12 protein-coding genes and 1 pseudogene are annotated in these 15,820 nt (G+C 42.0%); all 13 read right to left on the reverse strand.

The features are described 5' to 3' along the window. Positions 1 to 163 precede the first annotated feature (163 nt). The 13 genes and pseudogenes from DMB82_RS13790 to DMB82_RS13850 all read right to left on the reverse strand — a co-directional run bounded on the left by DMB82_RS13790 (position 164) and on the right by DMB82_RS13850 (position 15,816). The gene (locus tag DMB82_RS13790; protein ID WP_208644349.1) at positions 164 to 1,114 is read right to left on the reverse strand and encodes a KpsF/GutQ family sugar-phosphate isomerase; all 951 of its coding nucleotides are present in this window, start codon (positions 1,112 to 1,114) and stop codon (positions 164 to 166) included. 26 nt (positions 1,115 to 1,140) lie between these two features. Further along, a complete protein-coding gene (locus DMB82_RS13795; protein WP_208644350.1) occupies positions 1,141 to 1,725 on the reverse strand; it encodes an acyltransferase in 585 nt (194 codons plus the stop codon). Further along, the gene (locus DMB82_RS13800; RefSeq protein ID WP_116164731.1) at positions 1,722 to 2,900 is read right to left on the reverse strand and encodes an EpsG family protein; all 1,179 of its coding nucleotides are present in this window, start codon (positions 2,898 to 2,900) and stop codon (positions 1,722 to 1,724) included. Before DMB82_RS13800 ends, DMB82_RS13795 begins: the two co-directional genes overlap by 4 nt. A 49-nt stretch (positions 2,901 to 2,949) precedes the next feature. Further along, positions 2,950 to 4,242 (reverse strand): lipopolysaccharide biosynthesis protein, encoded by a 1,293-nt coding sequence (locus tag DMB82_RS13805; protein WP_116164733.1) that lies wholly within the window; start codon positions 4,240 to 4,242, stop codon positions 2,950 to 2,952. Beyond that, positions 4,243 to 5,541, reverse strand: coding sequence for a capsular polysaccharide export protein, LipB/KpsS family (locus DMB82_RS13810; protein ID WP_116164735.1), 1,299 nt, complete (start codon positions 5,539 to 5,541; stop codon positions 4,243 to 4,245). Then, complete coding sequence (locus tag DMB82_RS13815; RefSeq protein WP_116164737.1) at positions 5,538 to 6,530, reverse strand: WaaS/CpsH family glycosyltransferase; 993 nt, start codon at positions 6,528 to 6,530, stop codon at positions 5,538 to 5,540. Before DMB82_RS13815 ends, DMB82_RS13810 begins: the two co-directional genes overlap by 4 nt. Positions 6,531 to 6,561: 31 nt before the next feature. Continuing rightward, on the reverse strand, positions 6,562 to 7,695 hold the full coding sequence (locus tag DMB82_RS13820; protein WP_116164739.1) for an NAD-dependent epimerase/dehydratase family protein: 1,134 nt from the start codon (positions 7,693 to 7,695) through the stop codon (positions 6,562 to 6,564). A 53-nt stretch (positions 7,696 to 7,748) separates the two neighbouring features. After that, positions 7,749 to 8,778 (reverse strand): annotated as a pseudogene (locus DMB82_RS13825) (IS630 family transposase). A 44-nt stretch (positions 8,779 to 8,822) separates the two neighbouring features. Further along, positions 8,823 to 9,920: an ISAs1 family transposase gene (locus tag DMB82_RS13830; protein WP_116166572.1), complete on the reverse strand. Its 1,098-nt coding sequence runs from the start codon at positions 9,918 to 9,920 to the stop codon at positions 8,823 to 8,825. A gap of 378 nt (positions 9,921 to 10,298) precedes the next feature. Next, positions 10,299 to 11,708 (reverse strand): undecaprenyl-phosphate glucose phosphotransferase, encoded by a 1,410-nt coding sequence (gene wcaJ, locus DMB82_RS13835; protein ID WP_116164287.1) that lies wholly within the window; start codon positions 11,706 to 11,708, stop codon positions 10,299 to 10,301. Positions 11,709 to 12,040: 332 nt separating this feature from the next. Then, positions 12,041 to 14,221, reverse strand: a complete 2,181-nt coding sequence (wzc, locus tag DMB82_RS13840) for a tyrosine-protein kinase Wzc (RefSeq protein ID WP_116164285.1) — start codon at positions 14,219 to 14,221, stop codon at positions 12,041 to 12,043. A 15-nt stretch (positions 14,222 to 14,236) separates the two neighbouring features. Continuing rightward, a complete protein-coding gene (locus DMB82_RS13845) occupies positions 14,237 to 14,671 on the reverse strand; it encodes an arsenate reductase/protein-tyrosine-phosphatase family protein (protein ID WP_116164283.1) in 435 nt (144 codons plus the stop codon). A gap of 8 nt (positions 14,672 to 14,679) precedes the next feature. Further along, positions 14,680 to 15,816 carry a polysaccharide export protein gene (locus DMB82_RS13850; protein ID WP_116164281.1) on the reverse strand — a complete coding sequence of 379 codons (1,137 nt, stop codon included), beginning with the start codon at positions 15,814 to 15,816 and terminating at the stop codon, positions 14,680 to 14,682. Between the last annotated feature and the right edge of the window lie 4 nt (positions 15,817 to 15,820).

Raw genomic sequence — 15,820 nt, forward strand, 5'->3', positions numbered from 1 at the left:
ATATTTGAAGAGAAACCGATACAATTAAGAACTATCAGTTTCAATACATTACAACATCAACCATTATTCAGAATGAATAATTAACACATCAGTTATATTATTCGTCCTATAAGGCACACTCACTAACAAGCTTGGAAATCAGTTTGAATGATTAATCACGCGGTTATTTTTTAAAAATACCGACCAGATCATCGCGGTCGAAAACAAGCAATGCAGAAATTTTTCGCCGCTCCATTAATTGCAGTGCATCCTCCGTGCGCGTGCCAACAGAGACGCGTACGGGGTTGCGGGTCATCACCTCAACGGCTTTGCGATCAAAAAAATCTTTACCGTGTTGTTCAAGAGCCCGCCGGATATCACCATCGGTAATAACGGCCCAACTGTCTTTGGTGCGAACAATAGCAAGCCCTAAGCTGGAGTGCGTTATCGTCGCAATAACATCCATTAAGGGTGTATATTCCTCCACCAAAGGCAGCGTACCCTTGAACATCTCATACTCAACTTTGCTTAGTAGACGTCTTCCAAGTGAGCCACCGGGGTGGAAACGGGCAAAATTCTCAGGCTTGAAACCACGAGCTTCCATCATGGTTATCGCCAACGCATCCCCCATTGCCAAGGTAGCGGTGGTAGAAGACGTTGGTGCCAATTGCAGCGGACATGCCTCTTGCTTGACATGTACATTAAGATGGCAATCAGCCGCACGCGCCAATGTTGAATCTGGATTCCCTGTGATACCAATCAAAATATTACCGTTATCCTTCAGGAAGGGTAACAACTTAACAACTTCGTCGGTTTCACCTGAATTAGAAATGGCAACAAACACATCTTCATGCGTTACCATTCCCAAATCGCCGTGATATGCCTCACCAGGATGCATGAAAAAACTGGGCGTACCGGTGCTTGCCATAGTTGCTGCAACTTTCTTACCTATTATCCCTGATTTTCCCATACCACAGATAATAACCCGACCTTTGGACTCGAGAATATATCTAACAGCCCAATTAAATTGCTCATCCAAGTTATTAGAAAGCCCAGCAACAGCTTTAGCCTCAATATTAAAGACATGGCGTGCAACTGCGACATAATCGAGGTTAGTATCAAATATCGTGCTCATATTTGCCATTCTTCTCTTATCTATTATTAATATTGGGAATGTTTTTCCACTTCACAAACACGTTCCCACGATGAAGTCTCTGGATTATAGCGTTTGATAACTCTTCCAGGGGCACCTACAATAACTGAATAATCAGGAAAAACACCTCTTACAACTGCATTCGCGCCCACAACACAACCTTTGCCAAGAATCGTACCAGCTTGAATTCGAGCACCAACGCCGATAAAACAATTTTCGCCAACTTCTGTTTTTTTTATTATATTCGGTTGTTCAAATACGGGGAGAGCGATATTTGTATAAGTATGATCTGTATCAGTGATAAATACATTACTAGAAATCAAACAACCGCTACCAATATGCAATTCTGTGCTAGCAATGACATGAAAACCTTGTCCTATCGATACATTGCTATGTATAAACAATCGTCCTTCACCATGACATTCGGCTCGCAACCCCGGAAAAATTCGAACTCGTTCTCCAAAATACATTTTCAGTGAATTCATTAAAAAGACAGGTTTTCCTATATAACCAGGAAATTCAAACCGCCCCAAAATAAACTTATAAAAAAAAGCACGTAGCACCCAAATAATTACATGTATTTTATTCATCATTGTCCAATCCGATCAGGAAACAAAAACGAGTGGATACTTAAAGTGCTTACAGCACCATAAGAAGTAATTGTAAGAAGTCCGGCCATAAAACAAACGACAATAGTTATAATTAATGATTTAGATTCACAAAATCTATTCTTCAATGAAGAGTATAGTAAAAAAGGAAGACAAATCAGTATATAAGCAAAATATCTCTCGGAGATTTTTGGCGTGGCAGAAAAAAGCAAAATAAGAAAGAAATAATAAAAAAAATAAAAATGAATGCGAGCGTAACCAATAGCTAAAAATATAACCACATGAAGAATTATAATTAAAAAATACCCAGTTGTAAAAACTGACGTTATATTGAAATTTTTATATTCATAATAATCGGTATATCTTTGAGAATAAAAACCTCCAGCAAGTTGTATTATGCTTTGAAGTCCTTCAAATTTACCGATTAAAAATGCAACCAAAAATGCAGTAACAACACTAACAGTCATTTTTTTTGAGTAGCTGAAATTTATTTTCAAAAACTCAACAATAAGCAAAGGCGCTACTGAGATGGCAGAATTATGAAAACATAGAGAGAGACTAAAAAATAACAACGTCAGCCAAAACTTTCTATTAAGAGCAAACATATAAGAAATAAAGGCCAAAGGAACGCCAAATGCAGATCTAATATGCCCACCAAAATATGCAATCTCGAAAGATAAAAAAACTGCATAGGTAAAAATCAATGCAAGCGAAGCTTGATGCCAACGAGCATTTTCACCTATATATTCTACAGCAAGCTTATTACACATATATACTAAATAAGCTGATATAAAAATTGAAAATATTAAATAAACCTGAAAATCCGAAGATATTAGCACCTTAAACAGCGCAGCGAAAGGCCAATATAAAAGCTCACTATTACCATAGTCTTGAATACCTATATCTCTTGCCCCAGATATATCCCCAAGCGACTGAAACGTATAATAATAATGGATAGTATCATTGCCTGCATCAAAAGGACGCAACCCTACAAAAATCAATAACTTTAAAGAAACAATAAAAAATGCAGTTAAGAAAAAAATGAATCCTTCTCTTCTTTTAGCCGCATAAGATATAAATAACAAAAAGACCAACACATCCATCATGATATAAAAAATATCACTTCTAAAAAAACTTTCAATACTTAAAGAAGATTGCATTAACGCTGCCTTTTTCTAACTCAGGTTCTCCGAAAATGCTAATTCAGCATCATCCCAAAAAAACAAAACCGATGAAAAATATATACAACAAGGTAGACACAATAGTAATTATTGGTTTTGACATACTAATTCCATCTGAAAGGCGAATATACAGAGAAAGAACAAACCTCAAAGAAAAATAAAACAACCCAGCAAAAACTGAAAGAGAAATTAAAGAGTTCTCCAATGCAGAAAAATATTTCAAAATAAAAAAAACGCTCAACAAAGATATAGTTGCTATTAAAACTAATCTAGATTTTTCGTTAATTTGCAAATACTCAATTACGGGCCCATGAGCACTAGAGAATGCTAGTCCAGCAGAAAGAGCTAGAGTTGCCTTAGCAAAATCCGGCCCCGCATTACCAAGAAAGTCAGCAAAGAAAGGAGCTACGACTGCAATACCGATAACAGCCATACAAGATACTAAAAAAGTCCTAAATTGAAGTTTTTTCAATAGATTCTGACGTTCTTTATCCCCTTTCAATTCAAACAAAAATGGTTCACTGGTTTTCGATAGTGCCATAGCCGGAAACATTGCTGTCAGCGATAACATATAAACCAAGTCATAACTGCCAGCACGGTCAACCCCCATAACAGCATTTACCAATAAAACATCTAGCCTGTTCACTGAAGCCATGATAGCAATGGGTAAACCAATGACAGATAGTTCTTTAAAATTTTGCTTTAATATCGGCACAATTTTTCCAATGCCACGCAATGGATAAGCTTGTAAGTTTTTTCGGATCTGTGTCAGCGATAAAGATTGTGCAAGCAACATGGCCAATGAAGCAGACCATGCCATTGGCCAAAGTAACACGCTACCTATCAATAAAGGGGCACGTAACAGCCTTTGGGTAAAATTCAAGTGTATTTGTGCAGAAGAAGTACTGCCAATATGACGCCAAATAGTGTTTGCCAAATTATAAGTAATGGTTATCGGTATAATAGAAACGCTCAAAAAATATACACTAGCCGGCACATTACCATCAAGAACATAGTAAGCAATAACAGGATAAAGGACGACCAGCAAAAATGTTCCACACAATACAATAAATAAAACGGTGAACAGTGCCTGAGAAACTGGTAGTTTATTCTCACCACTGCTTTGAATCACCCGACTGATCAATCTTTCTCCACCTAAAGCAAGAAAGGGTATCATTAGCGTACTAAAATTTGAACCGACTCGAAATTGACCAAACTCTTCGGCTGTCAATATTCGAGTCAATAGTATGGTAGCGCAAAGCATCAGGAGATTGCCCACGACATTCGAAAGAATACCTAAATAAACACTCTTAGAATTCATTTACACTAGTTTCTCAGCAATACGCTGCGCGGTAATCTCTAATGAGTCATCTAAATAATGACCCGGAATAAAATAACGTGCACGCAACTCAGCAAAAATAGCTAATGGATCACGCCAGGTTAGAAGCATATTCAAACCGCCAGCAGAAAGTTCCACAATAGAAGACTGCAAAGAAGATACATCCGTTACCCGAGTTATGCCTGGGAGATGATCGTAAAAAGCATTTCCGAGCACAATTGTCGGTAATCTACGCAGATATGCATCTAATCCAGTCATCGAGTTTACAGTAACAACAACAACTGCGTTAGACAGATCATCATCCAAACTGGCTTGAGACAAAGTTGTGCGCTGCGATCGACTCAACAATTCATACATCTCACAACTATACCGCTGTTTGTATAAAGGATGCTCACGAACCCTAACGGGATAAGGTAGCCCTTCAGCAGCAGCCATCACCATACTGACAAACTCTCTGTCACCTAACCCCAACGGATTATGGTGAATATTATTCGCATCATCAGGCACCTGAAGCGCAACAAGAATATGCTTACTATTTTCTTGCATATTTCTGCGACCTGAATCCAGACACTGCTGATAATCAGATGTTGGATATTTCGCTAGTGACATGGTATCCCATTCTGGAGGAACTGCGTTAAATGGCCGTAATAAGCCGATTAAAGCGTAATCAATCCCTCGAAAGATTGGATTACGTTTAAAGCGCTTAGGTCTGGCAACAGCCTCAGGAGAATAACCACTACCGGTCAATTCAGCAACCGACTCTCTAAAGGAACAGTTAGCATTTACACCGCAAGTATCGAAAATAGTCGTACCATTTGGGCCTTGTTCGAAGAAATAGCGCCTTCCAGTGTAACCACTACGGTCCAAGTAAAAAGATAATGACTCACAGGCAATACGCGTATCCCCAGAAAAGAGAACAACATCTGGCTTAAAATTTTCTACATATGAAGCCATTGTTACTATATATCTTTGCGCTCTACGCCTTAAAGCATATAGATATTTCTCTCCAAAACGCTTACCAGTAACCGCATGGTAATATGCGACAGCGTCAAGTTCCTGCTTGTTGACAGATAAGTTGATGTCAGCAGCTTGAGGAGATTTAAAAATCTGCCAGGGGAGTAACCGAACATTCCGCCCTTGGCTTTTCATATACAACCAACCGCTTGGAAAAATAGCCAAATGTAAAAATTCAGCGTTGGGGTCTCTAACTTTTACGGCGTCTTCAATCGCGCTGAAAAACCTCGCGAAAGTATCATAATAGATGATGCTAAGATATCTCATTGAAAAATCCTATCAACCCATGCAGAAACCGAATATCTATCTCGAATCTCCGAAGAAAATGGTAAGCTATTTTCTGCCAGAAATGCATCATCAATATATGGATTGCTCCGATCGACAACCAACACTGCGTTTGGATTGTAAATGTCATAATTGACGATATCAGCATTAGTGGTGATCAGCTTACGCTGTGCACCAACTGCCTCCAGACTTCTCATGGTAAGCCCAAGTTGATCTGGGCGATTCACATCAATTACGGCTTTACTGTCAGCAATTTTATCAACAACATCCGAAAGTTTCATACCGACAAAACTCACGTATTTTTTGCCAAATCGACGGAAACCAGGGTCGATAAAGGCCCGTAGCCGATACAATATTCGTGATGGATAATAACAAAATACAAATACACGGCGTTCACGAGACTTCAAATCATCAAGAATTTTTTCTAGCACTTTATAGCGATCTGTATGAATTGTACCGATAAAACAGGCGTCATAAGTATGAGGACATGTCCATGCTGCAGAACGATCAAAATCCCGACCATAAAACAACGGTAAGAATTCAAGTCGTGAGTTATTCTCGACATCGGATCGGTCAAAAGAAAAAACGCAATCAAATTCGTTTAAAATGTTCCGTGCGTTCGGATTGTAGTGCATTGAGTCCCATAAATACAAACATAGCCGAGCTTGCGGCTGTGTCAGCCGCAACTTATGTAACATTGACTGAGAAATTGCTTCACCACGCACAATCAGAATATAATCGTATAAATGGCTGCTCGTTACCTTGATTATATTTTCATAATAACGATTTGTTTTCTTAGCCAGCAATCGGCGATCGATACGAACCAATGACTTTGTCAAAAATGAATTGTCTGGGCGATCGTTAAAATAGTCAACAAGCGCCCCTTTTCGCTCCAATTCGTCCTTTATCAACTTCTCATAACCAAAAAACATAGGCGCTATAAACAGGATCCGTTTGCCTGACAAGGTCATCCTATCCCCTCCATGCAAGTATGCATCGACATCATTTTAGCAAACCCTTTTCACGCATTTCAGTTACAGAGCGTTCATAACCCGAATCACTGATTTCTTGTGTTTTTACCCAATCACAGAAAGCTTTAATTCCCTTATCAAATGATACTTGAGATACAAAACCAATCTCCCGCTTCACCTTACTGAGATCAGCCATGTTATGTCGAATATCCCCCACACGGAAATTTCCTGATATACGAATGCTTCCGCCTTTACCGTAGTTCGCCTTTAATGTATTTGCTACGGTCAGTACATCAATTGATTCACCAGTGCCGACGTTATAGGCCACCCCAGTGACATCGGAATCTACAGCAGCAATCGTTGCGGCAACAACATCATCAATGTAGACAAAATCTCGACTTTCTTTTCCATCCTCAAATATGTTCACATCCTTGCCTTGCAGCAATAACGTAGAAAATATTGAGAGAATACCTGTATAGGGATTTTTTAGCGATTGTCCTGGCCCATACACATTTTGATAACGCAGCGCGACAGAACCAACCCCCAAAGCCGTGCCACTGGTCAGCACGAGCTGCTCTTGTACTTGCTTGGTAATACCGTAGATAGAAGTTGGATGAATTAGAGAAGTCTCATCAGTTGGTACAAGCTTAGCGATATCGCCCGTTTCAGGATCTCTGCATTCAAAAATACCATTTTCCAGATCGGAAAGATTTCGTGCTTCTGGGTAGACAAAACCATTGCGTCCCTGGTACTTACCTTCACCGTATATTGCTCTCGATGAAGCAACCACGACACGTCTGACGGACTCACTTCCAAGTTCTTTCTTGGCCAAGATATCTAACATCAGCGAAGTACCACGCACATTGACATCCACATAACGATCAATTTCATACATGGATTGTCCAGTGCCTGTCTCAGCAGCCAGATGGATGATAGCATCACAACCAGGCAATACTTTAGCCCAATCATTACGGTCACGAACATCCCCTTTTACAAACCGAACAGCTTTAGGCAATCGCTGCACTAATGCTGAAGACTCAGGGGTTTCCCCATGGATCTGTGGAGAAAGACTATCCAGCACAACAACTTCATCACCGCGTTTCGCTAGAGCAATTGCCAAAGCACTGCCGATAAAACCCGCACCACCAGTAATCAAAATCTTCACTTAATAAAACTCCTCTATAACGCCTTCAAATATCTATTCCTAAATGACTTCGCCTAATACCGCTCCACTTTAGCCAGACCATGCTGATTGCCGGGGAACGGTGAAGCGGCATTCATAAATAATTTTACCTGTTCCAGTAACTGCCACATATACCGGCACTGATGGTTACGCGTTATCGTTTCGTGTAACGACAACCACAGCAACTCGATTGGATTCAGCCACGGCGAATACGTGGGCAGGAACAACAACCGGAACTTCGTATTTTTTCCCAGCCACTTTTTCACCTTGTGGCTTTTATGAATGATGTAATTATCAACGACCAGCGTAATGGTTTTCGCTCGCCGATATGTCCGCCGTAATGTCTCTAACAGGTTGATAAATAAATCAGAACACTTTTTACTGCCGCCAACGTAATGGACTCGTCCCGTATCCGAATGCAGTGCCCCTGCCAGATAATACTTTTGGTTCTGTCCCGGCGTAGTAATACGTTTCTGTTGCCCTTTGAGCATCCAGTCCGCGCCGATTTTCGGGTTCAGGTCGATATCTACTTCATCCTGATAAAACACGGGATGCTCTGTTTGTTTCCGAGAGACCGCTTGTTCGATGGCGAGTCGTTTTTCCTCATAATCTGGGTCTTTGATTTTCAGTGTTGGCGCGGCTCTGCGCCAGACAATGCCCGCTCGTCTCAGATAGCGATGCAACGTGGAAGGATGCAGCGCCACGTTAAAAAGCCGGTTAACGATAAGTGCCAACAACTCGGTGCTCCAGCGGGAGCGCAGCCAGCCAAAATCCTGAGGATAACGTTGAATCAGAAGCGGTAGCGTATGCAGGATATCAGCGACTGGCCAGCGCGGTGCTCGTCCGGCTTTGAGGCCCTTTAGTCCTTCAACACCATCAATTTATCCATCTTCCAACGGATGAGCGGGCCGCATAGAGCAGTCCGGCGACGTCGGTGACGGTCATTCCCCTATGCAGCATCAGTATGGCGATGAGTCGTCTAGAGTAATTTTTATCATGTGTCTGTTGGGCTTCTTTACGCATTAGTCGTCGTTCTTCATCAGGGATTGCTGCTCTGATCGGCATCGCTCAGTCCGGTTGGCAGGGCGGGATTCCACTTTGTTGATGAATTAACCAAAGATAACCTCGCTACGAAAATCTCCTGACCATCCGGCACATTGTCGTTTGCCCGCTATGCTATCTTTTTTTCCTTCATGCTGTTTCAGGACACTCAACGCCACTCGATTGAACAGCGCCATATGCGCTGCCCCTTCCGCGTCTTTCAGGTTCATCTCATCTTCTCTGAAAACCACATCCAATACCCAATGCAGTTGATTTTCTATGCACCAATGCTCGCGTATCATTTGTGACGCTACCCGTGCGTCTACCCCCAATGAACTGACATACCAACGCGACTCTCTGTGTACCACCTTTCCCCGTTCACCACGCTCACTCACCACTTCTATTAACGTACGAATTGTCGGCCAGCGTTGTTTTAACTCCTCAGGAAAGTCCGCATCTATCTGCATCACCTGACGATATTCCGTCCGCCCATGAGCTTGATTATTTTCCGTATGCGTCGCCAGTCCTTCATCGGCATAACATGAAGAAAAACGCTGTTTAACAAATTCATACAGCTTTTTTTGGTTCCCTTTAATGCCGACAATAAACTCGCCTTTACGCTGACAGATAAGCCGCAATGTCTCCACCTGACAATGAAGCGCATCCAGCGTGACGGTCGCATTTTCCAGCGACAGACATTCAATAAGCTGACGGGCCACCGGTCCTTCTTTACCTTTGCTTTCAGTAGATTGTTGATACAACGCAATACCATTGCCAATGTCATAAGCGCTGACGACATGCAGAGCTTGCGCTAAAAAGCCGTTGCCCGTTCCGCGAAGCGTTTTACCGTCAATCGCTATCTGTTTTCTGCCATTACTGCTGCGACGTTCATTAATCCAGCTTAACAGTGCCGACATCAGGGACTGGCTATCTAATGCCTTGATAATATTGGCGATACAGTGACGTTTTGGAATGCCATTAGCAAAAGGAGAATGCTGTCTCAGCCACGGGAGTTGGCACTCACCGAATTGCTGTATGGCTTTCCATCCCGATGCACCGCTTAGCACAGCGGTAAAGGTGAGGAAAATGACGTCCATCAATTCATGCTTTTTATTCGTTTCGCAGCGTGGGTCGGGTATTTCATTGATATAATTAAAGATAGTCATTGTCTTTCACTGAGAGTTAGTGGAGATAAAACTCAGATCAATAAAATCGAAATAAGTTCTCTATTTCAATAAATAAAGTGGGATCCCGCCCTGGTCCGGTTGGTGATTTGTTTTGATTTGGCGAAAATATTTAGGCTAATCGTTATTAAAACTTAATCAGGACAACAATAAATTTAATATAATCACTAAAACCCAGAAACCCAGGGCGACCGCATGAGTGCTCTTTTTTTACCCACTCTTAGCGGTTCATAATCAACATCGTTCAGGTAATGATTCTGACTGGCTACTAATCACACAATAATTGATTGAAAATTAACCTTCATACGTTCAAAAAACGTTCGTGATCTTGCCCTACCCAGAAACCATTCATGCCGAACATTAATAAGCAGATTTATTAACAAACCCCTTAAAAATGGTGAAAAATATAATTTTCATATCTAACCACACACTCCACGACTGAATATATTCAAGATCAAACTCTATTCTTTTCTCCATTTTTTCAAGAGTATCTGTTTCTCCTCGCCAGCCATTTATTTGTGCCCAGCCAGTAATGCCCGGTTTCATTTTGTGACGTAGCATATAACCATCAATCAGTTTTCTGTATTGTTCATTATGGTAAATAGCATGTGGGCGTGGTCCGACAATTGACATGTCGCCTAATACGACATTAAAAAATTGGGGTAATTCATCCAACGATGTTTTCCTGAGAAAACCACCGATCGGAGTTAAGCGCGGATCATTTTTTCTTGCCTGTATGACATCATCACCATTCTCCATTACGGTCATACTACGAAATTTCCACACTTCTATTGCTTTGCCATCCAAACCGTAACGCATCTGTTTGAAAATAACAGGCCCAGGAGAGGTCAATTTAATCAGTATGGCAATAATCAAAAGTATTGGAGATATCATTAATATAATTAATAAAGAAATAATTATATCTTCGAGCCTTTTGATAATTCTATTTATTCCACTCATGGGCGAATCATAGAGTGATATAACAGATATACCATTTACTGTTTCACTACGAGAACGCAATACATTAAATGTGAATATATCTGGTACTAACAATACCGTGCAAGTTGTATCTGATAATTCTCTAAGTATGTGATTGATGAGTTTAGATTCGTTCATGGGTAATGTTATATACACTTTATCTATATCACCATTCCGCGCACTCGTTATTAAGTCATCAACCCCACCCAGCCATTTAACATTCAAAGTGTTATATGTATCAGAAACAGAGTTTTCATCTGGCATATAATAGCCAATGACATTTAACCCTACCCAAGGTGCATTCATGATACTCCGAATTAAATGCCCACCAGCAACGGAATCACCAACAATCACAATTTTCCGCTGATTATAACCCATTGCTCTTAAATACCTGACAATTATCCGGATAGATATCCGAGCCAAACAAAAGCCAATTAATGAAACAAAAAACCATGTTAAATAATAAGTAAAATCAATAAACAAGCTGGGTATAACAGAAAGAACCCCCGCACTAAAGATAATACTTAGCAACCAGTTTCTAACTAATGAATACATTTCAAGTCTAAAATTAACACCTCGCCATGAACGATAGAAATCGGTAATTCCACCGACCATTTGAAATGTCGAGAGACTAATTAAAGCTATCAACCAGTGCTTTAAGAAAACATCACCATAAATAAAAAATGAAAAAAATAAAGTGCTTGACAATATCACAGCTATATCAGAAACTCGCTGTAATATTGAAATGATTGAAGCATTGGAGTATATAAAATCCCCTTGTCTTTTAATCATCTTCCCTCTCTTTTATTTGAAATAATAAAACCCATAATAATTTTCATCTTTATTTATTTTTATATATCCCTTCAAATTAATAAGGTGAAATCATAATTTTCAAGAAACATATAGTGATTAGCAAATCCAGCTCATATAACCATAAATTTTTTGTGCGTTAATTCCCAGCGAGATATAAACTCACTCTTATTTATCGGTCTCAGCGTTATTGCGTTTAAGGATATGAAAATCAGGCCGATACGAAAAAATTAATGATTACCAGAAAATAATTTATGCCTGAAAGCACAACCTGCAACCAAAAATTCGTATGGCTGCAGGTCACACTTAGTACGCTAGCTGTTCTTATCCGACTTATAATCATAAGTATAGTAATGATAATTACCATACCCATAATAGCTAGCGGCACGCTTAACAATGGCATTAAGAATAACACCCTTAATTTCTGCACCATTCTGTTCAAAGCGACGGATACTGACCTCAATTTCTTTTAGCGTGTTAACTTCGAAACGAGCAACCAGTAGAGACGTTCCCGCGTGACGGCTTATGATCGCTGCATCCGTCACAGCCAAAATTGGCGGCGTATCCAACAGAACTAGATCGTAGTGTTCCCCTGCCCAGTGAATAAATTCAGCAAAGCGGCTGTGCATTAATAGTTCCGACGGATTCGGTGGAACCTGGCCACGGGCAATAAAATCCATATTCTCTACGGCAGTTTTTCGCACGCTTTTTGCCACGTCACACTGGCCGGATAAAATATCCGATAGGCCATCAGTGCCATGCGTTCCCATCAACTCATGGGCATACCCTTTGCGCATATCGCAGTCAACAATCAGCACACGCTGCCCCGCCTGAGCGATCACGGCTCCCAGGTTAGCACTGACAAAGGTTTTACCAATGGAAGGGCTAGCACCCGAGATCATCAGCACATTGTTTTTGGCTTCCATCATGGCAAAATGCAAACTGGTGCGTAAGCTGCGAATGGCTTCGATGGCTAAATCAGTTGGATTACCCACTGCCAGCAGCTCCGTAGAACGAGTATTGCTTTTTTTACTCTTAGCCAACAATGCTTTGTCTTTTTTCTGTTGCCATTCAGAAAGCGGCACGCTGGCGTAGACGTTAATACCTAATTCTTCCAGCTGTTCTGGGCTTTCGATGCCTTTATGTAACAGCGTTTTCAGTATGACGAAAGCTGTTGATGCCATGCCGCCCAGAATCATTGCCAGCAAAACAATCAGTGCCTTTTTCGGCTTTACCGGCTTGGGCTGAATCATAGCATTGTCGACAATACGTACGTTTCCGACGGTACTTGCTTTGTTAATACTGAGCTCTTGCTGTTTATTCAACAGTTGCATGTAGACTTCCTGCCCTGCCTGCACATCTCGCGTTAAGCGCAAAATCTCCTGCTGGGTTTTGGGCATTGCCCCTACACGCTTATTGAGCTTATCGCGTTCCTGTTCCAACGTTTTGCGTTTTTCCATCAGGGCCCGGTAGGCTGGGTGCTCTCGAGTATACAGTTTAGATATTTCTGCTTCTTTAAACGTTAGCTCATTCAATTGTGCTTCAACCGCAACGGTCGTATCCAGCACCGCCTTAGCTTCCAAAGAAAGATCGACCGATTCATTCTGCTGGCGGAATTGGTTAAGCTTGTTTTCCGCGTCATTCAGTGAGCTACGCACATTGGGAAGTTGTTCTTTAAGGAACTCAAGACTTTTACCAGCCTCTTCCGATTTACGTTCGACGTTTTGTTGCAGATAATTTTGGCTAATACTGCTCAGTATCTTCGTTGTTAGCGTCGGATCTTCACCTTCCAGACTCAGCGCCAATACTCCCGTGTCCTTCCCTTTATCCGCGACAGAGAAATTATCCAACAGATCATTAATCGCGGTTAACTGATTCAGCTTTTGAATACGGAAAACCGTACCCGGCTCTGCATCAATGCCACTCACCAACAATGTAATGCCGTTATGATTTTCGAGTTGGCCAACACGTCCGGTGAATTTCACCGCGTCGCCCTCGTCCGCTTCCACCGCATATTGCTGATTAGGTAATACTTCAAGGGATAATGTTTCATCCTGCCAAGACTCAGGTACATCAAGGCGAGAGACGGCTATTTTTCCCGGTTCATTGCCTGTTAGCCGAGCAATACCTTTACCCACTAACGGGAAATATTTTTGCTCAACATCAATATCCAGCGCCAGATCGTTCACCGTTTTGCCAATCACCATGCGGGATTTAATCAGTTCTACTTCAGCAGCAGACTGGGGTTTGGCATCTGGCAACATGCTGGAAATGTCATTTAATAACGAATTACCCGAGCTTTGTTCCACCTGAATCAATGCATCGGCTTTATAAACCGGTGTGGCTAACATGGCATACATAATGCCTAAAACGGTGAACACTGCTGTCACACCAATAATCAACCAGCGGTTATCCAGCAATGTCCCTAATAAACGCCCTAAATCGATCTCATCTGAATTAGTTTCAGATACTTTTACTGAAGTTTTCTCTGTCATCGGATTCTCTGACGATTAACGATTTAACGCCTGCACCCATTTTTGCGCAGACCGCTCAAGTTGTGAGTAAACGAATTCAAATGCTTCGCGGCTTTTACGATACGGATCGGCTATTTCCTGCTGGTTTGACCAGTGCCCGAATAGCATGGTTTTGCCCCGCACTTCTGGCGCAATGCGGCTCACCCCATCGATATGACCTTTCTCCATCACCAGAATCAGATCGTACTGGCGGCATAGCGCAGAGGTTAATTGCTGCGCTTCGTGCCCTTCAAGAGAAAGATCATGATGACTTGCCACCTCGGTTGCCATCGCATCGGCGGGCTTCCCTACCAGTGCGCCTAACCCAGCAGACGCGATTTTTTTCGTCGGCAAAGCCTGTTTTAACAACCGCTCTCCAGTCGGAGAACGGCAAATATTGCCCACACACACCACCAAAATTGAATCAAACATAGTTATCTCTACGGCCAGTTACGAACACGTAATGAGCCCTCGGTTAACTCATTAAAGCCGGAAATGGTCGGTACAAGTTGGCTGATAACACGGTTCCAGCGAACAATCGGCGCGGTGGTGACATACACGATGTCATACGGTTGTAACTGAAACTCTGTGCCCATCACCATCGCGGTAGCATCTTGAGCATTCAATTGGTAAATATTTGCCAGTTTAGGGCCTTGGGTGCCGCGCAATGAACGAATTACAAAGATCCCTGTAGCATCCGAAAATGTCTGATCCATCCCTTCCGCATTGCCTAATGCTTCCGTCAGCGTCATGCCACTGCGGTCCATTTTGAGGGTACTTTGCTTTTTGACTTCCCCCATAACGAACACTTTCAGATCATCGTTACGTGGGATGTAGAGGATATCACCGGGGTAAAGCAGATGGTTTTGTGAAAGGTCGCCATTTTGCATCAGCGCCTGAAGCGAGAGTCGTTGTTCTTTACCATTGTGGGTTAATACGATATTACGCCAGTCGGCATTTTCAGTGAGACCACCCGCTCTGTTGATTGCGTCTAGTACTGTCAATGGCACGTTGGTAATTGCCTGTTGCCCTGATGTCGCGACTTCACCCGTTACGTAGGCCTTCTGTGAACGGAAGGCTGCAATGCTGACATCGACTTGCGGTGATTCAATGTACTGAGCCAAACGGCCCATGATCTGATCGCGAACTTCAGTGACTGTTTTGCCAGCAACGCTGACTTTGCCAATATAGGGGTAAAAAATCGTGCCATCGGAATGAACCCAGTTACCGGTATCGGCTGCGGTACGGTACGTGCCCGCTGGTGTCGTTAGCTCAGGGTGATCCCACACCGTCACCATGATGACGTCACCAATACCGATGCGATATTCATAACCCTGCAATTCTTTCTCTAGGGCAGGGTTAGTCTGCGCGATCAGTGGTTTAGGGCGCATTTTTTCGACTAAATAAGGCGTCATCGGGTAAACATTGACAAGCTTATCGATATTGAAATCCGCATCCTGCTGCTCGACTACATTTTTACCGCTAGTAGAAAGGTGGGAACCGGGAATCAAGGTACAACCGCTAAGTAGCGCTACCGACACCATCAAGGGCATCAATTTTAGTTTGTGCTTTATCATCCTG

This window comes from Pectobacterium aquaticum, from assembly GCF_003382565.3.
In the GTDB taxonomy this organism is placed as follows: domain Bacteria; phylum Pseudomonadota; class Gammaproteobacteria; order Enterobacterales; family Enterobacteriaceae; genus Pectobacterium; species Pectobacterium aquaticum.